General features: G+C 52.5%; 19 protein-coding genes. 11 read left to right on the top strand and 8 right to left on the bottom strand.

The features are described 5' to 3' along the window. Positions 1-14: 14 nt before the first annotated feature. The 5 genes from LJX93_RS09745 to LJX93_RS09725 are packed head-to-tail and all read left to right on the top strand — an operon-like array spanning position 15 to position 6,950. Positions 15-1,160 carry a tyrosine-type recombinase/integrase gene (locus tag LJX93_RS09745; RefSeq protein ID WP_227697098.1) on the top strand — a complete coding sequence of 382 codons (1,146 nt, stop codon included), beginning with the start codon at positions 15-17 and terminating at the stop codon, positions 1,158-1,160. Next, positions 1,153-3,315 carry a hypothetical protein gene (locus LJX93_RS09740; protein WP_227697097.1) on the top strand — a complete coding sequence of 721 codons (2,163 nt, stop codon included), beginning with the start codon at positions 1,153-1,155 and terminating at the stop codon, positions 3,313-3,315. Before LJX93_RS09745 ends, LJX93_RS09740 begins: the two co-directional genes overlap by 8 nt. 7 nt (positions 3,316-3,322) lie before the next feature. Beyond that, positions 3,323-5,284 carry a hypothetical protein gene (locus LJX93_RS09735; RefSeq protein ID WP_227697095.1) on the top strand — a complete coding sequence of 654 codons (1,962 nt, stop codon included), beginning with the start codon at positions 3,323-3,325 and terminating at the stop codon, positions 5,282-5,284. Next, a complete protein-coding gene (locus LJX93_RS09730; RefSeq protein ID WP_227697093.1) occupies positions 5,281-5,856 on the top strand; it encodes a hypothetical protein in 576 nt (191 codons plus the stop codon). Before LJX93_RS09735 ends, LJX93_RS09730 begins: the two co-directional genes overlap by 4 nt. Positions 5,857-5,882: 26 nt before the next feature. Beyond that, complete coding sequence (locus LJX93_RS09725) at positions 5,883-6,950, top strand: endonuclease/exonuclease/phosphatase family protein (RefSeq protein WP_227697092.1); 1,068 nt, start codon at positions 5,883-5,885, stop codon at positions 6,948-6,950. Between the two features lie 350 nt (positions 6,951-7,300). Here the strand turns inward: LJX93_RS09725 and LJX93_RS27290 are convergent, their stop codons facing one another. Then, complete coding sequence (locus LJX93_RS27290) at positions 7,301-7,417, bottom strand: MbcA/ParS/Xre antitoxin family protein (RefSeq protein ID WP_265106055.1); 117 nt, start codon at positions 7,415-7,417, stop codon at positions 7,301-7,303. A gap of 387 nt (positions 7,418-7,804) precedes the next feature. Between LJX93_RS27290 and LJX93_RS09715 the strand changes: the two genes are divergently transcribed. Continuing rightward, entirely contained in the window at positions 7,805-9,073 is a 1,269-nt protein-coding gene (locus LJX93_RS09715) for a hypothetical protein (RefSeq protein WP_227697090.1), read from the top strand. A 161-nt stretch (positions 9,074-9,234) separates the two neighbouring features. Continuing rightward, positions 9,235-10,401, top strand: a complete 1,167-nt coding sequence (locus tag LJX93_RS09710) for a reverse transcriptase family protein (RefSeq protein WP_227697089.1) — start codon at positions 9,235-9,237, stop codon at positions 10,399-10,401. 158 nt (positions 10,402-10,559) lie between these two features. Here the strand turns inward: LJX93_RS09710 and LJX93_RS09705 are convergent, their stop codons facing one another. Continuing rightward, positions 10,560-13,367, bottom strand: a complete 2,808-nt coding sequence (locus LJX93_RS09705; RefSeq protein WP_227697088.1) for a TrlF family AAA-like ATPase — start codon at positions 13,365-13,367, stop codon at positions 10,560-10,562. A gap of 460 nt (positions 13,368-13,827) precedes the next feature. On the opposite strand from LJX93_RS09705, the gene LJX93_RS09700 reads away from it, so the two are divergent. After that, positions 13,828-15,084 (top strand): DUF4427 domain-containing protein, encoded by a 1,257-nt coding sequence (locus LJX93_RS09700; RefSeq protein ID WP_227697087.1) that lies wholly within the window; start codon positions 13,828-13,830, stop codon positions 15,082-15,084. Between the two features lie 277 nt (positions 15,085-15,361). Continuing rightward, entirely contained in the window at positions 15,362-15,982 is a 621-nt protein-coding gene (locus LJX93_RS09695; RefSeq protein WP_227697085.1) for a 3'-5' exonuclease, read from the top strand. A gap of 115 nt (positions 15,983-16,097) precedes the next feature. On the opposite strand, the gene LJX93_RS09690 is transcribed toward LJX93_RS09695, so the two are convergent. Beyond that, positions 16,098-17,180 carry a nucleotidyl transferase AbiEii/AbiGii toxin family protein gene (locus LJX93_RS09690; protein WP_227697084.1) on the bottom strand — a complete coding sequence of 361 codons (1,083 nt, stop codon included), beginning with the start codon at positions 17,178-17,180 and terminating at the stop codon, positions 16,098-16,100. After that, the gene (locus tag LJX93_RS09685; RefSeq protein WP_227697083.1) at positions 17,149-17,568 is read right to left on the bottom strand and encodes a DUF6088 family protein; all 420 of its coding nucleotides are present in this window, start codon (positions 17,566-17,568) and stop codon (positions 17,149-17,151) included. Before LJX93_RS09685 ends, LJX93_RS09690 begins: the two co-directional genes overlap by 32 nt. 335 nt (positions 17,569-17,903) lie before the next feature. On the opposite strand from LJX93_RS09685, the gene LJX93_RS09680 reads away from it, so the two are divergent. Both LJX93_RS09680 and LJX93_RS09675 read left to right on the top strand, forming a co-directional pair. Beyond that, on the top strand, positions 17,904-18,722 hold the full coding sequence (locus LJX93_RS09680; RefSeq protein ID WP_227697082.1) for a DUF6602 domain-containing protein: 819 nt from the start codon (positions 17,904-17,906) through the stop codon (positions 18,720-18,722). A gap of 140 nt (positions 18,723-18,862) precedes the next feature. After that, positions 18,863-19,057, top strand: a complete 195-nt coding sequence (locus tag LJX93_RS09675; protein WP_227697081.1) for a hypothetical protein — start codon at positions 18,863-18,865, stop codon at positions 19,055-19,057. Between the two features lie 303 nt (positions 19,058-19,360). On the opposite strand, the gene LJX93_RS09670 is transcribed toward LJX93_RS09675, so the two are convergent. The 4 genes from LJX93_RS09670 to LJX93_RS09655 form a co-directional block, all read right to left on the bottom strand. Next, positions 19,361-19,771 (bottom strand): hypothetical protein, encoded by a 411-nt coding sequence (locus LJX93_RS09670; protein ID WP_227697080.1) that lies wholly within the window; start codon positions 19,769-19,771, stop codon positions 19,361-19,363. 290 nt (positions 19,772-20,061) lie between these two features. Continuing rightward, on the bottom strand, positions 20,062-20,559 hold the full coding sequence (locus tag LJX93_RS09665) for a hypothetical protein (protein WP_227697078.1): 498 nt from the start codon (positions 20,557-20,559) through the stop codon (positions 20,062-20,064). Between the two features lie 167 nt (positions 20,560-20,726). Then, on the bottom strand, positions 20,727-21,041 hold the full coding sequence (locus tag LJX93_RS09660; RefSeq protein ID WP_227697076.1) for a hypothetical protein: 315 nt from the start codon (positions 21,039-21,041) through the stop codon (positions 20,727-20,729). After that, a complete protein-coding gene (locus tag LJX93_RS09655) occupies positions 21,041-21,772 on the bottom strand; it encodes a metallophosphoesterase (RefSeq protein ID WP_227697075.1) in 732 nt (243 codons plus the stop codon). Before LJX93_RS09655 ends, LJX93_RS09660 begins: the two co-directional genes overlap by 1 nt. Positions 21,773-21,991 lie beyond the last annotated feature (219 nt).

The raw sequence follows: 21,991 nt of genomic DNA, 5'->3' as shown, positions 1-21,991 counted from the left end.
AGGGAAGCGAAACGGTGAAAGTCAAATATGTGAGGGAGATCAACTGGTCAGGTAGCCCCCTCAGCACCTACGCAATCCTCGAAGACGGCCCGCTCACAGAACAGAGCATCGTCCCCGCCCCCACGCTCTTCCTGATACACCTCGCTCAAGAAGGCCAGCTGCCGAATTCCATCCGCTCCTGCGCACATGACCTACGAAGCTTCTTCGAGGCGCTACAAGCCCACGATCAAGACTGGAAGCTGCTCACAAACGTAGACATGTCAGGCTATCTGTATGGCCATCTGAAGGTGGCTAGGTTGTGTTCCGACAAGTCGATCGAGCGCCATATCACCACGCTTAGGTTGTTCTACGCGCACGCCTGGCAGCTCGGCATGCTTGACGCTCCAGCATCCTTCTCCTACCACTTCATTTCCGACGAACAGAAGAAACAGGGTGACGGGAAGAAAAGGGTCAACTTTGACCTCTACAACAAGTACGTCGAAAAAGGCATCTTCGAAAGACTCCTGGGCTGCATCAAAGCCCAGTCCGCATTCGAAAAAGAACGGGACGAGCTAGTGCTCCACATTGGTTATTACTGCGGCCTACGTAGTGCCGAAGTGACCGACTCTAGAAATCTACAAACGAGTGACTTGAGAAAACGCATTGCTCAAGCCGAGAAGGCCGGTGACCAAACAATAACGGTACCAATCATTGGGAAAGGCGAGAAGCTTCGGAAAGTTGACATTCCACCCAAGGCCTTTAAAAAAATCAAACACTTTCTGGAAGGAAGGCGGAAGGATATTGCCGATGGCCCGCTAATTTGCACGCGAAATGGAAAAGCCCTGTTCTCCGGGCACGCCACTAATATTTTCAAATCAGCACGCGTCGCTGCGTCCGCAAATATAGACGATGTACTGGATGAACTTCACGCGAAAGATCCATACTTGCATTTTGTGACGAAGCCCAGCTTCCTCAAGCTGACCTTTCATGCACTACGGCACACCTACGCCACGAACCTTGTTGATTTCTGCTACAAACACGGATATGACCCGTGGCAATATGTTCCCGAACAAATGGGGCATGAGGATGAAGCTACTACCAAAGAATATGTAATTTTCGATGGAAAACTTCAACGTCGTGAAAAAATTAGGCGTGCGCTAAACGATGATCATGATGACTGATACTACTGAGACTGTTACGGACACCCCTGCAAGCTTATCGACGCTTGCCCCCAATCCTGTTCACAACTTCAGTCCGTCAGATACGTATGCCATCGTTGCGATGCAAAGTGCCAAGGGTAAGAAAGTCGAACAGCGCCGCGTAGAGATACCAGAGCAATTTCATAATTGCCCAATTTTCCGCTCCCTATTGAGATACTTCAACAGCACCGAATGTAAAAAAAATTCGCTACTCGATGCATATAGTAGAATTTTGAGATTTAATGCTCTCGCAAATTGGGCAATCACCGAGTATCCAGGCGCGCGGGCACTACCAGCGGCATTTATGGAAGATTTCACACGTTATCTACGCACTGAAAAGAAAGCTAAACTTAATAGCATTTGCGTTTACATGTCGGTATATCGAACGACATTCGAGAGTTTTCTTAACGCGGCGTACGAGAACCCTGCACTTGCCGATGCTGCCGCAGCCGTTCGAGAGGCCATGGTATACATCCCTTCCGCTTCCAATCGGTCGGGTCAGGCAACTCCGAGTTTAGGGCAAATTACCGACCAGCCCGAAAAAGACGAATTGAAGATTGTGAGGTCGACTATACGTTTTTGCTGTGAATTTCTCAAGGAGATGAATGAGCAGCGCTTAGAACTCCTCAGTGATGACGGCGTAATGCAACAAGTCACTAACCTTCTTGAAAAGTGCGACGGAGATTACGAAAAACTTAAATATAGCACAAGCCAGACTGATCGCAGCACTGCATACAAAGCACTCGCAGGGGCCATACTCAAAAGCGACAATCTGCGCCTAAAAGAACGACTCTTACATAACAGTACTGACTTTGCTTACGCTCAGATCGAAAAGGCATCGCCTTTAACAATCAATGAGGCAAACCGTCTGATTAAGGCCGGCCTTCGTGACTCCGGGGCGTTAGACATCTACCCAGAAAACAGTGACCACAAACTATACTTCCATAATATCGATTACCTGTACCTTATAAAGCACACCCCCTGTGAAGAGGTGGCGTTTTCGTGGTTGCTGGCTACTGACAGGGTTCAATTGTCCGGCATCTTGGATATGCGACAAGGGGATCTTCGAATTACGCCAAGCGTTGCATCCCCCATCTTCATTAAAAACCGAAGCGAGACCCCAATTCGCGAAGTACCGATGCACCGCTCAAAGTCTCTGCAATACCGCGCCTACGTTGATTTTGACAATCTGAAAATGAGTTTCTACAAGCGTTTTCCTGAAACAGGAGATTTGCTTTTTGATCTTCCCGTTACGAGCAACATCCAGGGAATTGACAGCGTGGTATACAGGCCTTTGGTAATGGCCGCTTTTCAGAACACACTGCAATACCACGCGATCTATAATGCAGATAACGAAATTGAAACTCTCGCAGATATCATTCGTCGTGTTGCTATAAATAATCGCCCCATCTGGGACAATAAAAAGCGACGGTATGAAAATGCAGCAATTGGCATCACGGGCCAAAATCCAAGCCCCGCAAAACGTCAAACAATCAGTGTTACCGCGATTGCCCAATCGCGCGCCATCTTAGATACCGACGGTGGCAACCCAGGCAATGAGGCATTTGAAAAGTATTCACAAGAGGTTGTAGGGGCCGATGCGACTGCGCACTCACCAGGCGTAAAAGAAGTCGTTTATATGCACGCAAGCGAAACCAAGTATCGCTTGAAAAAAAGGGCATTATTTGCATCTGAGGTCGGTCATCTTATGGTGCAGGACGCGCGCAAAGTTCAAGCGGCCATTCGTGATGAAGTAATGATTAGCGTGACCGAACTAAAACAGATGCTCGGTTGGTCTAAGGCAAAATCTGATGCGAATGAAATGGAAGAGTTTGACGAATTGCTGTTGTCCGCTCAAATGGCAGGCTTCACCATTTCCCCATTCGGACAGCTTGAGAAAGACAGTAAAACGTTCATCATTACCAATGGCATTACAGCCGCCCTGCTTATGAGTTACCGAAATGAGTGCATTAACCAGCTAAAGAACTTTTCCGTTGAAGATGAATTAAAAGCTTTTTCAATTGCAATGCAAGCAGCGTATGTAGAGGACGCGCTTGAGAAATTTGACCAAAAAACCATTGTTCAGGGAAAGGACATACTTAAAAACTACACCTTCCCCACTCCTGTCATAAGGTAAACACGCGATGCAAAATAACGCAACCCAGTCCGCGCTGTTTACCATGTTAGCGGAACCCCAAAAAATAGCCAATCAGTATGGTGATGAGTCCTTTCAGATTCAGGATCCAATCACGGGAATTTTTTACATTGTCAATTTTTCCTGGAAATGCTCCATACAAAAAAGACTGTATGCACAGATGTGTTTCTTGAAAGGAGATATATCACGGGGCTACGCAGACGACAAAGGTCGAATTGTTGTGAGTAGCCTTTCAAGTGCGCGCCAGGAAATTGCATACTTACGTGAGCTTTGCGAGTACTGGGAGGTTCACTTTTCGGATCGAGCACTACAGTCGCTATCGAGGCTTGAGATTCAGCAAATGCTTCGCTCCTTTATGATAAAGAAGGAGAAAAATGAGGACGGAGGTCTCATTCTCGGCGTCTCAACAATGACAATGTTCTGCAAAATTCTCGAACGTACTTATACCATGCTCCACTCCGGGAAACTCGTGGACGGTGTCGTCCATCGGATGACCGTGCCCTTCAAAAAAAGCACAATGGAGCCGTTACTCAAAGAACTGGAAGTAGACTACGCCGAGTGGAGTAAAGGCGGAAATTACGGTTCAATACCTATGACTTGCGCTTCGTTGATGCTCGCCGAAGCAATCACACAGATTGAATCCGATGAAGCAAAAATTGCGACTATATTTTTTACTCAGTGGCGCAAGGAAAAGACGAAGATAAAAAGCTGGTTCGGCGAAAAGGATCGTCTCGCCTTATATCGAAGGATGCAGGCACCAGACTATGTACTGTCCCGATTTGAACGAGGCTGGGCGTCGTCTGCGGTAGAACTCGGAACCGCAATCGATGCAGCAACCACAGGGCACTTCGAATCTTTGCCATGGAAAAATCAAGGCGCACTCAGTGATTTTTGTGGTGAACTTACCAAGGCCGCGCTGACCGTCATCACGCTATTGAGCGGCTTTCGTATTTCTGAAATCAATGGAATGCGACTTGCAGATTACGAGCAAGAACCAGACGGCTCTTGGTGGTTTACCTCAGAGAACTACAAAACAGAATCAGGCCTCGCGCATCCAAGATCTCTACACGGACTTGCCGCAGAAGCAGCAACACTCATGAAAAACTTGTCCGCAGTGGATACGGATAAATTCAACTTACCATTATTGCACAGGGCTTACAGATCAGAAGCCTTTCATGTTGCCCGTGGAGTTGGAACGCTCAGCGACGAGCAATGGTTGGCAGATGCAGGTTATGGCCTGTTCGCTTTGAGGGGTTGGTTCAAGTCGTTCTATAAGACTCATGTCGTAGACAAATACCCTGAAGCAGGAAAACTTCATAGTGAGGTGTCACCTCACCAAGCCCGTCATACGTTCGCAGAATTTGCACTGCGTCGATTTGATGGGAATGTCATGGAGAAAATCCGCGAACATTTCCGCCATTCATACGGCTCATTCCACACGCGGCGCTATACTCGCGAGAAACTGAGCGAGTCAGTTCGGATCAGCCTGGAGCGCGACTACGCCAAAGAGATTATGGGCCGGATTGCACATGGCAAACTTGACGATCGCTTCTATGGCCCAGCGGCCAAGCGCATTGATAAAGAAATGGCGGAAATCTCCGTACTCACAGGAGATGAATTCGATGACCGCCTAAGTGCGTTGGCAAATGAATTCGAGCGGTTCACCGCATTTGAATGGGGCTATTGCGCATTGCGTGCCAATGAGCAGCACATCGCGAAGTGCCATGATCCTAAAACCGGCACGCCGAACGTAGATCAACGCAGCATGCCGGAAGTCTGCGCTGGATGCCCCCACAGCATGAACAATAGCCTGCAAAAACGGGAGCTTGAGCGCACAGCAATCTCACATCAATTTATTGCGGAGAACCATCCTCTAAAGGCACTCGGCAATATGAGCGGTGAAGTCGTTCGGAAAATCGAGCGCCGTTTGGAAGAGAAGGTGACAGTATGAAATTCAGCCTTGGGCAATACTCCAACACTACTGATGCTCCCGAAGAACCTTCCTGGGTGACTTCGGAAACGAAGCGCAACCTTTACCTGAATGTATGTAAGGCGTTTGATCGCATTAAAGCATCTATGGAGGCAGGCGAAAATCTCAGTATTAAAGACAGGAGAATCGTAGCTCGCAACATTGCCAAAGACAGTGGTGTCCATGACAGCTTACTGAACAAACGCCGTCAACCTGAACTCAGTGAGTTGATCGTTCAAAAGAACGCTGAGCTTGAAGAACTGTGGACAAGCATTTCAGCCACCAAATACAACCCAAGAATAAAGCGCACGAAGGAGGTCATACGGAACGAGCTTCGCTCTCAAACATCTGAGATCGAACGCCTGACCAATCTTCGCCTCTCTGAGGCGCTCACTGCGGCCATTGGCAATCAGATGGTCGATAGCCATAGAAGTCTCGTAAGCACCATTGAGCACCTGAAAGCTGAGAACGCCGATCTTCAGTTTCGTAACAGTGAACTTAGCAAGCAGCTTCGCCAGATGATGAAGACGATTGACGCCATCAAAAGTTCATGATTACCAAATTCGCCATAGAGTTTAAAATGCTTAAGTTTTTCCGCCACATCTCCGTTTTTCTTTTTCTTTGCTGCACGAATGCCTTCGCGGCCACTAACATCGGAACCTGGAACCTCGAACATCTCAGTATTCGGGACACGAAGGATTTTGTCGCAATAGCGAAGGTTGCGAAGAAGGTCGATTTTCTTGCCGTCCAGGAATTGATGAGTGAAGACGCTCTTGCCGCATTAGCGAAGGAGCTGACCAGCCAAACCGGCAAGCAATGGAGCTTCATGGCATCACACGCTGTGGGCCGATCCACTTACAAAGAAATGTACGGCTTCGTGTGGAAGAATGAGGCTATCGCCTATGAGGACGGCGCTGTGACCTACCTCGATCGCAAGGATACATTTGAACGAGAGCCCTACTCTGCTCGATTCAAATCCCTCGCTGACAATTCGTATTTCGTTGTTGCCACTGTCCACATCCTGTATGGCAAAAGCCAAGCTGACCGTGCCTCAGAGATAGTAGCACTCTCTAACTATTGGTCGTGGCTGAAAGAAACATACCCGGGCAACAGCCAGATTATGCTGATGGGTGATTTCAATACCCCACCCACTTCCCCCGCCTGGGATAGTTTGGACTCAAGTGCGAGACCACTGGTATTGAATGGTGCGTCCACCCTCTCTACCACGGACGGAAAATTCGCCAACCTCTACGACAATATTTTTGTCAGCAAGGACTCGACGATCAAGATCAATTCGGTGCAGGTGTTCGACTATCCAAAACATTTGGGTCTGACCCATGCTCAGGGTCGTACCAGCGTATCTGATCATGCACCCATTTTTCTGAATGCCGACCTCAGCAAAGGAGGCAAAGGCTCGACGTCAACCACAACCCGCCAGGTAGAGACCAACGCTACGCCAGTTCAAGCTGGGACAAACAAAAAATCAGTCAATGTCGCCATTATTGGCAACCGGAAAACCTTGGTTTACCACCGCCCGGATTGCCCTTCATATGATGCTGTGTCAGAAAAAAATCGCGTGTCTTTCGTTAGTGAAGCAGATGCGGTTAATCAGCATTTTCGCCTGGCGGGTAACTGCAAGAAAACTTGATGCCAGGTGGTGAGGGCGGTCGGGATCAATAAGTGTGGGGTAAATACCGGCGTCCTCTAGGCAGCTTAATTTTTAAGGCTGGGCGAGAGGTTGATCAGGACAAAATAGCTTTGCGTCACTCTGATACTCACGCCCAGTGCCACCGCCCCCATGGACAAGTGAAGACTGACAACGGTATCTGTGGACAAATGTCGGCAGAGACCTGTCGGCCCGTGATCGCAAGATTCAAGCAGGCCAACCCCCAAGTCGAGGGCCAACCACCTCAATAGCTTGGCTTGCTTCATGATCGCACTGAGGGCCGAGTGCTACTGGTGAAACGTACGAGCACAATCCTTCACTTGGCGATCAAATCAGCATGCGAACCCATGCTTGATTCGTTCTAGCTCATCTATGACACGCTGATAGGTTAAGTCGCTCTGGGCGTAATCCAGTGCACTGCGGCCTTCAAACGCAGCTCTTGGATGCATCATCCACACCGCTGCCTTTACTTTGCACCCAAATACCTGCTCCGCGTGATGGCGAAGCGGCTCTGCGAACTCCATGATGCTCACCTCCTTTACATCGGGCCATCGCCATGAGACCCGGCGTTTGGCTGATGTCAATCCGAACCGTGGCCATTAGTCAAAAGGATAATGGCACCGCAGCCAGTCCAGCCCCCCCCTTCACATTCTACCTGCCGAAGCTCGCCACTGGACTCGGCAAACCAACCGACCTCATTATGCTGTCCTAGGTACCCCTTGCGGGACACTCCCCCTGACCAAAAATGCCCTGCCAAGCGGATGCACCACTCTGGAAAAACCTAGATTCCCAAGATCACAGATGAACCAGCCAAGCAATAAAAAGGAACTAACGCCGTGCAGCCATTGAAGGAACAAGAGAAGACACAGCTTTGGCTAAGCCAGTTCTCCAACCCCTCCGACCGTCAACTGGCCGAAACTTTGCTGGATTCGATCAACTACTGCCCTCTCAATGAGTTCAAAAACAGCCTAACCAAGCTAATTAAAACTGAGCTCCCACTCAAACAGCCTTCAGCACTGTTTGTTGAGCGCGAGCTTCAGAAAACACGGGCTACACTACCTCCCCCTGTTTACAAGCAACAGCTGACTTTAAAATCAGAGTCCAAGTCCAAGCCGAAGAAGAGACACTTCAGAGCATATGGCGCTGCGATGCAGGCTGTTCAATCTTTGACATACACAACACAGGATGTGGGCAGCGAAGGAGTTGTGGCATTCATTGGTAATACGGTATGCCGTTCAAATCCTAACCGCTTTTTACTTCAACCCACAGCGGAAAATGTAAGAAAGTCGAAGGTACGTAACTTCGTGATTTTTACTGATTTCATCGGTAGTGGGAAACGGGCTTTCGACATGCTTGACGCGATGTGGAACGTGGCCTCAATCAGAAGCTGGCATTCGTTTAAGTTCGTGAAATTCTGGGTACTCGCTTACAGCGGAACTCAGCAGGGTATCACTAGAGTCCAGAAGCACCGGTTCGCTCCAGACGTCCGGGTTGTGACCGAGTGCCCTACGCTCTTTAACAGTTTCGATGAAGAACTGGATGAAATGGTTGAGCTATGTGAAACCTACGGGGCTCATAGCTCAACTCCCCTGGGCTTCGAAAGAACCGCAGCCCTGCTCGCCTTTGAGCATGGAGCGCCCAACAACATGCCCGCCATCTTCGTCTCGGAGAAAAACACAGGTAACAGACGATGGGCCCCGCTCTTTCCCAAACGCGTAACCGACAACCTTTGGCAGTCGACCGAAATCAAGATGGGTAGCGTCACCAAGAAGGCCTTGGAGGCCCTGCAGCTCAGCGAGATATCCAGGTCACTCCGTTTCCAGAGAGCACCCGATGAGACCAAGTCAGCCATGATCGTGCTACTCGCCTATTCCCAAGGGAAACGGCGGATTGCTGAGCTACGACGCGTTCTGCCGCTATCACTCGACTCACTCCTCAGCGCTAAATACCTTGCTCAGAAAAGAGGTTGGCTAACCGACACAGGGGCGCTGACAGCAGCAGGGCAAAAAACCATCCGCACCCTGCGCCGCGAAGGGCGGAAACTTTTTGTAGCCGACGACCCTTTCGCTTCGTATTATCCGCAGCAGCTGAGGGCTCCGCAGTAGCGGAATCTAGTATCCCGTGCGTTGTGCGGGACGATAAGGGAGCAAATTATGCTTGCCGTTGGAACGATCTCACGCCTACCGGAGGTGGGAACCTTCCTTTACTCGCTGGCGATGTCTGGCGATCAGAAGGCTCCCTCCGCCAGGGCGGAATCTAAAGGTAGATGAATCGCTGGAGCCCTCAGCGCTATCTCAAAGCAGGCCGCCAGGAAGGCGTGTCTGAGGCGACCCTGCAGAACGCTATCGACACAGCGAAGCAGATGAAGCACGGCTGTCCGCCGATCTTCAGCCTGAATCACCTCTCTCATCTGATCGGCACCACGTACCCCTTTTTGCATGAAACGGTCAGCCGGGAAAACGAGGAAGAGGCGTACAAGGTCTTCAGGCTCAAAAAACCTAATGTGGGCCATAGCCCAGATCGATTCAGGTACATCTGTGCGCCCTGCGAGGATTTGCTTCGGGTGCAGAGATGGATCAATAACCACATCCTGTCTCGCATTGAGCCCCACGAAGCCAGCTATGCCTACGATAATCGCCATGGGGTATTGGATGCGGCAGCGCTGCATTGCGGCGCACGCTGGCTGATCAAGCTCGATCTGACCAATTTTTTTGAGTCCATCTTGGAGCCGCAGGTATACGAGCTGTTCAAGTCGCTAGGGTATCAACCGCTTGTGGCTTTCGAGCTGGCCAGGCTGTGCACGCGCTTAAGAGTCAGCGGCAATCCTGATCGAAGATACAAAAACAAGACGCCTCCCGAAGGACTTCCTTATACCGGCGACACTCGCATTGGCCACCTCCCCCAGGGTGCCGCCTCTTCCCCCAGAATCGCGAACCTGGTGATGCGGTCTCTGGATGAAAGCCTTCAATACTTCGCGTCTGAGAATGACTTAACGTACTCTCGATACGCTGACGATCTAGTGTTCTCGTCAAGAGCAGAATTTGACCGGTCACAAGCGACACAGCACATCAAGGCAATCAACAATCGCTTAGTTGATGAAGGGTTTTGGCTCAACAAAGCCAAGACCAAGATCGTTACGCCAGGCACTCGCAAGATCGTTTTGGGCCTGCTGGTTGACGGGAAAAAACCCCGGCTTCCGAAATCGTACAAGAAGTACGTCAGCGATCACCTTTACTACCTGTCCCACCCTACGATTGATGCCATGGCCCATGCGGAGAGTCGGGGTTTTCAGTCAGTCCAGGGGCTGATCAACCATGTCAGTGGAAAAATCGCCTACGGCTTCAGCATTGAGCCAGTCTGGGGTAAGGAGCAAGGCGACCGCCTCAGAGGAGTTTGCAGGGAGCTTGACCTCGACCACGTGATCTTTCCCTAGCCATCTCTCTTGGATGCATGACCTCAAGCACAGCTGCATGCGCAGCCTTAAGCAATGATCCACATCGACGTCATCTGGCTCGCCACTGAGCGACTGGACATGCGTGCCGGCGCCGATGCGGCGCTTGCTAGACGCCAGTCAGTGCGAAAACTGTCACCTCAGTAATGGTATTTCTGGCGCCTGCGACGGAACGCCTCCTCAGACCCTTCCATGATCTCAAGCACCGCATGCGATGCGTCCTTTTTGTCGAGACCTCCCTGCGCAAGAATACACCCTTTCCCTTGGCGTGATTCAAGCGCAACCACGAGTTCAGCATCAGCGTTAACAGGGAGGTTCGCATTGTGGGTTGCGAGGATCACCTGGCGTGTTTGCTTAGCTTGGCGCAAAAGAGGCACAAGCTCCCTGTAAATAAAGCTCGCATCGACCTCATCTTCAGGCTGATCAATCACGATTGGGCCATCACCCTTCACCAACAACATGTGAAGAATAGCGGTGTTCCGCTGGCCTTCCGAAAGCTGTCCGCCTTCCAGGTTACCGACCAAGGTCTGGTCAGCACGGTAAAGCTCGATGTCGACGACATCGGGAATGCGGCTTAAACGAAAATCCCGCCAAGTATCGGTTTGCTTGAAGAGATAGTCCCCAATTTCACCTTGGAATTGACGCAAGACCTCTGGCCCCTTCTCTGGGTGAGTCAATACAAACTCGATGTGCTCCCAAGGCGAAGGATGCCTCTCTGCAGCTTCGGAAAAGCTGTTCAGCAACGCCTGGCCTATCAGCAACCATTCTCTACCTATACGAGTGCGTCTATCAGGTTCAATGGTCACCCAAAGCTTCTCAAAATGCTCCCGATAAGCCATAGGCCTTATCGAAACCTTTATGGCCCCACCGGTCTTTTGAGTAAGCTCAGAAGCCGCTGCAGTGCGGCACGCCGCCTGTTCTGCCCATAAGGAGAACAGCCGGGCCAATGACTGTTCCAGAGAAACCTCTGTACCATCCAAGGCATTAAATTCGCGGTTCTTTTCATCCAACGCTGACTGCTTGGCCTGCTTGCTACGGTCAAGCTCCTGAAGGCGGCTAACATCCTGCGGCTGGATTCCCTTTTCATCACAGGCCTTTACGAACGCCGTGCGCGCGGCATCGAGCGTCTGGATCACCTCATGCCGCTCAACATTTTGATCAAACAGCGTCTCGGTCTCTGCGAGCATCTCATTCAGCACCGCCGAAAGCTTCTCCTTGAAACGCTGCCGTAGCGCGTCCGCCTGTCTCGCATGACCTGTAATCCATTCGGCATGGGGCCAGACATCGGCGACGACGGTTGAGTTACCTTCCACGGAGTCCAAGGCATCAAGAGAAGATCTAAGGATCCCGGCATCACTATCCACCCGATCACGTTTCTCCTGGAGGAAGCGCTTTGCTCGCTGAGCTTGCTGGTAGGCGGCGGCCTCCTCCTGGACGTCTTTGCGCGCCTGCCATTGACGCTCAAGCTCACCCATCTCCTGAGTCAGGGAGACGATCTGATCGGTGATCGCCTTGGCTTGATCCCGCGCCGCGAAGAGCCGCTTGATCTCCGCGATCAAAATACGCTCTTCGCCAGCCAGCTTGTTCAAATCATCAATGCAGGCTTCATCAAGCATTCTCAGCAACTGTGGCTGACCGTTCGGCGCCGTGAGGTCACTCAACTGCTGCTGGCTGTAGAACTGTACTGGGATCTGCCGCAGGTAGGTCGCAAGATCATGGGCTTGGCCTTGGATCAGAGACACTCCCTTTCCGGGCGAGTACGACAGGACATCTACTTGGCCTGGAACGCCCTCCCACTCGACTTGAATTTCCGCATTTTCAAGGAGTGTTTGCCGGGCGCGACTGGCCTTCGCCACCGTCTTCTCTGAGAGAGATTCGCCCTGCGCGCGCGCAAACATCATCCGGAGCAGTTCAAGGATGGTGGACTTACCTGAGCCCCGCGCTCCGATCACAGTATTCAGATTGGGAGAGAAACAGATCCGCTGGTCTTTCAGGTACCGGGTATTGGAGATGCTTATAGAGCTAATTCTTGGATGTCGCTCAGAATCACTTGGCCTCGCGTCGTCAAGACATATCCTGGAAAGGGGATCAAAAAATGCCTGCTTCAGCGCCTCGATAGACGGTTTCGAACATTTCAGCCAGGTGTGGCGGTAGCCAAGTGAATTGGCTTTCGGTTCGCCCTGCTCATCCGTCTTGAGAGACTTGGCATCCGAGGATCGCACGTACGCTGGCTGCTGACCTGGTCGCGACCAATGAGGGTTTTTACCGCCCAAGATACCTGAGGTCTTTGCATTAAGAGGATACTGGGTGACCTCAACGGCCATGAGGTCGGGATGTTGGTAATCGAGCCTGTTGGCTGCGTCGGCAAACAAACCGTCGTTTTGATCAGCATGCGCTGGAATTACCAACCCACCATACTCTTTCTGGACTATGTCGATCAGCTCAGCAAGGCTGACAGTCCCACCACGATGCCGGAGAGGCAGAGGCTCCCCTCGGTCAAATCGCTCGTGCGACGGCAGCCCGAGCTTGGTGAGCACACCGTTAGCCCTTACCAAATCCTCGACGCTGCTCGTGGTCTCGAACAGGCAAAGGACGTGGTAACCGATGTCCACTTCAAAGCCAGGAAAAAAAGCGATCGGATCTTTGCCGAGGGCTTTGGCAACGGATTTGTTCTGCCTGAGCAAGTGGGTTAAAAACCAATCTTCGGGATCGGTTTGCTCTGAAAAGTTGTGATCAGTCAGGCCGACGATCTGCAATCCAAGCTCATGGCACCGCCGCAGGAATACCTGGGCTTTCTCTTGGATACCCGCCGACGAGGGCATGCCATCAACTCTAGGACGTCTTGGGTTGCCCAAACGGAGCTCCACATCGTCCCAGTTTTTGCTGTCCTCAGGAGTCTGTACTTGAAAGTCAGCCTTGAACCACCGCATTCCTTGGTAATTACTCAAAACTCGAACTCCCCTTATGCATCTATCCCTAATGCCTGAATCGCCAGCGGGCTAGCACCTGCGTTCAGGGAGCACCAATTCTGGCCCAGTGATGCACCAGGTGCTACCACCCGATTTCGTTGTATCGCGACTCGGTGCATTCAACACTGAGTTGATGTTCGGTTCACTCGCATTTCACACTGCCAAGCGATGGCAAACGTCGACTGTGTGATTGCCTATAAACCCCGGCCCGCCTCCCCAGCGTGCTTTTTGCCGGAATCGGTCACCGTTTTGCGGAACGGTTTGACCGTACCATCCGGGCCTCAATGCGGTCGCGAGTCCTGCTTTGACGCGCCGAGGGGCCTCTCCAACTGGCATATTTCCACGTGCTGAGCAGCTCCACTGGGTCAGTGCTGTGTCATAAAGCGACAATCACGTCGCGCTAGGATTCTGCCACCATCGTATCTCGCAGGGACGCACCATGCTCAACAACATTCGATTTGATCTATCTGACTACCTCATCCATTTCTTCCGGGACGTCGACCAATTCAGCTCTGATGGCATCCTCTTTCCGGAGCATGCCCGTTTCAATAACGTCGCAGAGTCCAGCGTGCTGGATTCGCTGTTCCTGATGCGCTGCGCGCTCCGGCACAACAAGATCTTTGCGACCTGGTCATTTCGGAATGAGAGGCCAACCATCTACGGCAAGTCGCCAGCAGTCTGCTTCACAGATATGCCACTCGCGGCCTTTGTGCAGTCCAGCAACGAGCGCTTGGCCAGAGGCGAGAATGTCGGTCGTTACGCCTTCATGATTCCAAAGGCGGCGATGTTCAGCCTAGGCGCGCGCCCAGTGATCTACGGGTTAAGCCAACCCGCTTGGGAGCTCAAGGACGCCCATCCGTACAGGGTTTTTGATAACGACACCCTGCCTATCGGTGAGCAATACCGTTACGTCGCCTATAACATCGGTGACGTCAAAACCATTGACTGGACGCATGAGCGCGAGTGGCGGTGGCGCTACCAAGGTGAAGAATCTCATTTCGAGCCAGATGGGGAGGACTTGGTCGAGACTTTGGCGGAGATGCCAGGGTTAAGTCTTGGAGACTCCGGCCTCAATGGAATGGGCATCCTGGTTCAGGATCAGGAAGACGTAGAGAAAGTGATCTATGACATCCTGACCTTGGTGGACGCCGGGATTATCGATCAGGCGATGATCCGTTTCGTGATACCGCTGTGTAAGGTGGAACAGCATGGTAGCATCCAGGATCCGAGCCGGGTCTCTGATCTGATTAACGAGCACTCTATCGATCTCTCTGGCTATTTCTCCATTTCCGAAGAGCGTGTAGAGGAGATCAACAACGAAGTAGATAGCATTGTCAGGATTATCACGAGGTCGGGAGGCCATGAGCCAAGCGATCGCGATGACGCCTACGGTAAATCCTGGGTATGGATTCCGGACAACGGGTCGGAGTTGGTCAGAGCCCTGCTTGCCGCAAACCGCCTCATTGTCAGTACTGAAGGCCGTTATCTCCTTGATATCGCCCTGTTGGTGCCGTTACCCGCTGGCTTTGACGAGCATTACTGCAAACAGATTGCTAAGGGGTTGGCCACCGAGTTTGGGGTTAATGCTACCTACTTCACCGTTCGAAACAGCCTCAGCTGCGACGGCATCCCCTACTACATGGGTTTTGACGACATGGATCACCCTTTCTACAACCACACTAAAGCAAGTGATTAACCGGGGGGCACGGCTTCCGGTGTGACGGCTGCTCATGTTTGATAACTCTGGCAAAAGACGCAAGGTGAGGGTTGATCATGTCATCGTTACCGAGGCAGCGTTAACGTCCATCTCTCAGTTGATATCTGCGCCATGATCGACCTGCGTTGAAACCCGGCACGTGCTGTGCTGTCGAGATGGGTCGTCCGGTGGACAACCCGCAGTGGCATCGGATAGTTTTCTAGATGGCCAACGAGAAGCTGGCCATCATTCTTCAATTCAAAGATTAGAGCTGAGCATGGTACCTGTTCGTAAGCCCCAGCATTTAGGCGCCCTAAGGGATATTCTGAGCCCTTACCGATACCTACTGTGCATTGATCTTGAGGCTACGTGTGATGAGGACGCCAAGCCCGGAGAGCCACCACGTCAGTTGATCGTGCAACGCGAGGACATGGAAACCATTGAGATCGGCTTGGCGGTGATCGATCTGTCCTCGCTGAAAGTAGTCGACCAATTTCAGAGCTTTGTCCGGCCTACCCTGCATCCGGTGCTCACCGACTTTTGTCGAACGTTAACGACAATCAAGCAGAGCGACGTGGACGCAGCACCTGATTACGTACGGGTGGCCCAGATGCTTGATGCATTCCTCGTGGACTACCCCAACTCAATGTGGTGTTCATGGGGCGATTACGACTTCAAGCAGCTTCAGCAAGATGCCTCGCGCTTAAATTCCAGACCTATGCTTGACGGGATGCGCCACACCAATTTGAAGAAATGGCATTGGAAGGTTTACGACTGCCGCGCGCTCGGCCTGCAGCCTGCGGTGGAAATGCTAGGCATGCAATGGAAAGGCACATACCACCGAGGCATAGATGACGCCCGCAACGTCGCTCAGGTGGCGATCCACATGCTTGGTTGATGGGATCGGCAGGAGACATGCTGAGCGGGCCCGTTGTCATCGGCTAGGGCCCGCGCGCAATTGCTCACGACACCAGGTACGCTCAGCGATAGCTCATCTGGTCTGACTTGAGAGCCTAAGCAACAACCTTGTTGCCCGCCTCTTCGCCCGCTGCAACGCGATCGAGCAACTGCCGTGCAACATCGGCGAACGCGGCGAAGCAGGTTTCGTAGTCAGGTCTCTCATGAGCGTAAAGCAGGGGCATAAGGCGCTGCTCAAAATTAGCCTTAAGGCCATCGTGGGTGGCAGCAACCTCAAGGGTTTGTCGCAAGACCCCGAACGGATCCGCTCCAAATTCAGGATGCTGCCTGCCGAACTCAGCGACGTCCTTGGCCACCGACGAGGCGAAAACACCTGCAGCAGGCTCTATCGCTTCAGGGTGGCTGGTCGCGATACGCCACACATCGTACACATGGCGTACCAACGCGGTGTCGAACTCACCGACCTGGCGTCCATCCCAGCTACTGGCGCAGCGCCGCAGCAGTGAAAGCACTTTTTCCGCGAGGGTTTCGGCGACCGTGATGCACTGCATGGAGAACAGGAAAGGGTCGTTGCTCCCACTCAGTTTTTCCAGCATATAGCCCAGGTTCTGCGTTTCCGAGGGGATCATGGGTGGCCGACAAACGAGCTCAATCTTCAGCTGCGAGCGCAGGGTGCCTGTCGCATCTTGAAAATGCGCTCCGTACGATACCATCAGGCAGTAATACCGACTTCCGTCCCTGCGAGTTGGATTACGCTCGACTTTGATCCAGTGGAAATCAAGGTCAGCCAGGGCTTTCTCGACCGCCGCATGCAGCGCCTTCAGGCGGCTGCGATCACCAAGGTCTCTTGAAAAGGCATAGCCTTCAGGCGGCGCATCCAACTCGACCTTGATGTCGATGTCTTCCGACATCCGCTCGATCAGACCATAGGCCTTCGAAAGGCAGGTGCCGCCCGCGAAAACCATTCGCGTTTCCACATTGACCGTTGCAGGCTGGGGATCGCCCTTTTTCCGGTTCAACTGAGCGGCGACGTGGGTGACTTGAATTTGCGAAAGGGCATGAAGGGCATCAGTGATGTGCTGATCTTTCTCTGCGACGGCAGCAGGCATGCTTTTCAGAATGCCCGCTGTTGACGCATCTTCAATATTAACCCGCAGCTGCTCTGACAGAGTTTTCATAGACGACAGCGTTGCTTCCTACAATCACTTTACGGGAGATACGTCGGCGCCCAGTGTTGACTACCGTTCCCATGGGGATCTGAGTCGACTTTCCGCTGTTGTACTCGGCAACAAGGGTGCTGGGGGCAATCGAAATTTTTAGCTTGCTGAACAGCTCAGCAGCAATCATTTCCAACGTGCCTGCGGGCGTTGGTTTGCCCGTGTACTGGTTGATGCGCGCTTTCGCGAAAGCGCCTTTGCTCACGCGAACAAGCACGCCATTCTCGACAAACCGAGCCAAAACGCGGCCCACTTGCGAATCGCTGCCCATTTTCGAAAAATCTGAACGCAACACGACGATGCTCGTCCGTTGCTTGATTGAACGGCTCATGCGGTCTTCGAGTTTCATATATCAGCTCCTAAGACAAGCTATTTACCTTAAGGTCACTATAGGCCTTAATCGCAGGTTAGGCCAGTGATTACAAGCATTGAGCCTGACAAAACCTGCGCATCCATGCGTGAGACTCTAACCTAAAAAGGGTGGCGGTGAAGACGTTTTTGGCCCACGATCCGTCCCTAGCACAGCGCTAGACAGTGGTCGCCCTGGGCGACTACAGGATGATCATCTGGACGAGTGAGCTCCTCGCTTAAGCAACGTAGCGCGTCAGTCACCGGCCACGATGAAAATTTCGGGCCCGCCCAAAGGCCGGGGCCAAGGTTCACATGACGCGGAGAGAGAATCACATGGGCTTGTACGGTGGCTACATCGAGAGGTTAGCCAAGAAGGTGGAGGCACGCCTTCAGGACATCGAGGCGATCTACAATTTCGACCTTGGCGACGAATTCGAGCTCGCCCTTTGTGCCCTTCTGGAGGATTTGCTTCCTGCCAAATATGGTGTCTGCCGGGGCTTCGTTGTTGCCGAGGATGGCACGACGGCTGGTGACGACGTCATCATCTACGACAAGATGGCGAGTCCAACGTTGCGCAGCAGCTTGAGCCGCCAGTTCCCCGTGAAGGAACAGATCCCGGTGGACGCTGTGTACGCCTACATCGAATGCAAGCATTCCATTTCGGATGCCGGCGTACTGGAAAAAGCGATCGGTCAGGCCGAGGCCGTGAAGCGGCTCATGCTCACTCGCCGCTCCCGCGTGAACACTGAGTACGAAGCAGCTGGGCCTGTCTACAACGGAAAGATCAGAGACTGGCCTCGCACCTTTCCGCCGCTGAAGAATCAGCCGTTCTGCGCAGTATTCGCACGAAAATTTTCAGCGGACGTGGTATTGCCGCGCACCTTCAACGAGCTCACCCCGGATCTTATGGTGCTAGGTAACAACCACATCGCCACTCAGACAGTTAACCTGGGTGCAGACGGTCTCAAATCCTCGCTTTTCTTTGACAGCAAATACTGGGCAGGCCTTTGCGTTGAGTCAGCGCCGGACAATGCCTATGGACTGGGCTTGGTGACATTGCTTGAAGCGCTAAGCTGGACTGAGCTGCTGCCTATTGACTGGGCAGCAACGCTGAACGCAACCTTCTACGACAATCTGAGCAAGAAGATCTGAAATAGATGGTTTGAGATATGAGCCTTGCCGGTGCCACCGCGCACTGGCAGTGCCTCCCCGAGCCGTGATACCGCGCGATGTGGGAGAATGGGAAGGTGGCTCACCAGCATTTTTAACGCCCCTCAAGCAACGAGACGCGCATGACCCTATCCGATGCCATCCTCGTTCTGATGCTCGCTGACCGAATCCATGGCTCGGATGAAGCAGTCCGCCACGCGGGCAAGAACGTCGTGAAGAAGTTGCCTCGCAGCAAAAGAGACATCATCTACGAACTGATCAGTAACCCCCGCCCCAGGGAACTGATCCACCACATCGCGCTGAATATTGACGATTAGCCCGCCCCCGCCGCTTGAACCGAAGCCTCTGACAACTCGGGGTACTTTGACTTACCCCAGGCACGACATCGAGTCCCTTTCGGGCGTAGCTTCTCACGCCTGTCTACTCCGCTTGAGGCAACGTTGGCTCGCGCTCAATCGCCTCACATGGCAATGAGCATGAATAGGGCACGCTTACAAACGCTTTGAAGATGCATCGCCCCCACTCATCCAAGTTGATCAGCGGGGGCGCTTAAAAAACTGGCTCGATGGCGCAGAGGCAGCGATGGCTGACTGACCTCTGCAAACGCTCGGCCTGAATAGCTACTGAGAAACTAGGTGCCAGTCTCCGGCTCGGCTCAGCCGCTGCCCAAGCCCGCAGTTCGCCTCTCCCCCATACTTTCCGAGACGCTCGGTCTCTGATGGCTTCAGTTCACCGTTGATAACCATGAACGTCATCGGGCCGCAATGAGTACGCACCTTGATGCTGGCAGCGCCATACCCATGCCCCGCAATTTCATACGGCGCATTCAGCGCCGCAACCTCAGCGCCTTGCTGAATGACTACACGGGCCTGCCCTGTCGTACCATGCACCAGGCTAGAACTGCTGAGCTCCAGCCATGCGCCGTCCCCCAGTACCTGTGCGGCAGCGCCTGTATCGATTCCTGGGCACAGGATGCAAATGACACCAACCATTGCGACCACATGCCTGGCCGACCTCTTCAAAACTGACACATCTGGCTCCTTCTCACTTTCTCAAAATGCCCATAACAGTTGAGCAACGACCCAAGCTATCAGGTCTGTCAGGAAGAAACCTCCGAACCCAGCGCAGCCACTCACTGGGCTCTACTTAGCGTGCCTACAGGAACAGAAATTGAGAGCTGGATGTCAGTCCGAGCAGTTGTTGACGAAAAAAGCCCCGATGGCAAGGCTACTTATTGATGGCAGCGGCCTGCTGGCAGAGAAAGCCCGACTCTCTGCGACAACAGCAGCTCGCGTTCTCAAAGTCGTGGCTACAAGCGCAGTTATCGAACGACAATCCCATGCTCAGCCAGGTCACGCACAAGTGTCTTTCGGCGGAGCAAGCCTGGAATTTTGAAAGCGCTTCTATACGCATAAAAAAATCCAACCGGGATGAATATTAAGCCGACGCCGTAGGTGGCTGTAGCGATGACAAGCCCCGCAGGGATGGCCGCCGCCGCAAAGATAATGCCTTTGATAACACTAGACCTAGCGACCACCCGCATATGCTCTAAATCATACTCAACCTTGCCGTTATTCTTCTCAAACGCTACGAGAACAATCGACTTTTTGGAAAGATGCTTATAGTACCAGGTGCATCGAGTATCAGTAACGATCGCACCGTGCTTCCTCAGATAGTTGAGCATCACAACTTCCTTAAAGTAAGACGTTCTGCCCTCCTCATCCTCGTACCGAACATTTCGATAGAGGGCATCTAGATCACCACTCGCTTGAAGGTCGTAATTCTTAACTGTAACTGTAATCTTTTTAAGTTCAGACATGCATTATCCTTAAGTGCACTTATTAACCACTGAGGCTTGCGCGTAAATCTCATCGACAGCGCCATACATCGCCGCCATCAATCAGACATGGCGGATGAAAGATCTGGAACATTGCACCGAAGGCAGAATCGTGCGATCCGGCCTTATTGATACCTGGCGTTGCGCGGCTAGATGTTCAGCTCGCTAGTGATCACGTAGTAGTCCTCGCCACTGACGCTCCGCATCAATTTGAAACCCGACTTGGCCTCGACGTATTCAAGTGGCGGTGTGGCGATGGTCATACCATCCTGGTTCATCCCTGATCGATCGCCGTAGACCAAAGCGGCATATCTCCTCCCGGCCCGAGCAGCATCGACCAAGAACGCGTCGACAGGGACATTCCAATCGATGCTCTGCGCTCTGATCACCTCGGATGGCGCGCCCTGTGCAACCGGAATGGCATCGACAGCGAACTCAGGTCGCTTGCTCAAGAGACTAGGCATCAGATTTGGATCTCAAAATCGGGATCAAAGCCCGTGTTTTCATTTGGATAGCCTTTGGGGTTCGATATGACTCTGCACCCTGCCAACTCAACGTCCGCAGCCTTGTGCGTATGCCCAAACACCCACACGTCCGCGAGAGGAATGAGGTCTTGCCAGTCGTTTGTGTACGAAGCAGTCAGATGCCCCTCGTGCTCGTTTCCGATGACGAGCGGAGAAGGAGAGTGATGACTCACCACCAATGTTTTGCCTTCAAATTTTTTAGCCAGCTCCTGTCTCAGCCAAGCCTTGGCGGCATGATTTCTGGCGATGACGTCATCGGGCCTCAAACGCCGGTAATTTGAGTCGGTACGAATGTATTTGAAATCGCCCATCCACTCGCGCGCCATGTTGCTTGCTGCGATCTGATCTCCAGTAGATGAGAAATCAGTCCAGCCTGTCGTGCCGAGGACTCTTAGATTGCCCAGCACCAATGTCTCGTTTTCAAGAATATGAACATGGCCGGCGGCGCCGTCTTTCATCTTCAACAGAGTACGATCAATGTGACCATCATAAAATTCGTGGTTCCCAGTGACGTACGCCACAGGGCAACTGAAAGCTTGATTGGCCCATCTGACCCCCCTGCCCTTTTTATCGATATCACCGCCCAAAATCACCAGGTCGACCCCTGAACACTCCGGGGGCTCCCAAGCCTCAAATTCGCGGTGCAGGTCGGAGTAAATCCGCACTCTCACAGCCAGGCCTCCATTGACCTGCAACCCGCCGGAGACGGTGGGTTACGATACGATTTAGCGATTAATTGATCATCAGCAGTGCGCCAACATTGCCAGAGCTGATGGGCTCGTACACTTCTGCCGGCGATGGTTCGACCGTATGCAGACGCACCTCAGCATCAGTCACCTCATAGCCCTGCCAGGCTCAGAAAGCCTTTCGACCAGTTTTATACACTATGT

This window comes from Pseudomonas sp. HN2-3 (assembly GCF_020691745.1).
Classification (GTDB): domain Bacteria; phylum Pseudomonadota; class Gammaproteobacteria; order Pseudomonadales; family Pseudomonadaceae; genus Aquipseudomonas; species Aquipseudomonas capeferrum.
The sequence above is the reverse complement of the archived record's forward strand: the minus strand, read 5'-3'. Positions and strand labels throughout refer to the sequence as shown.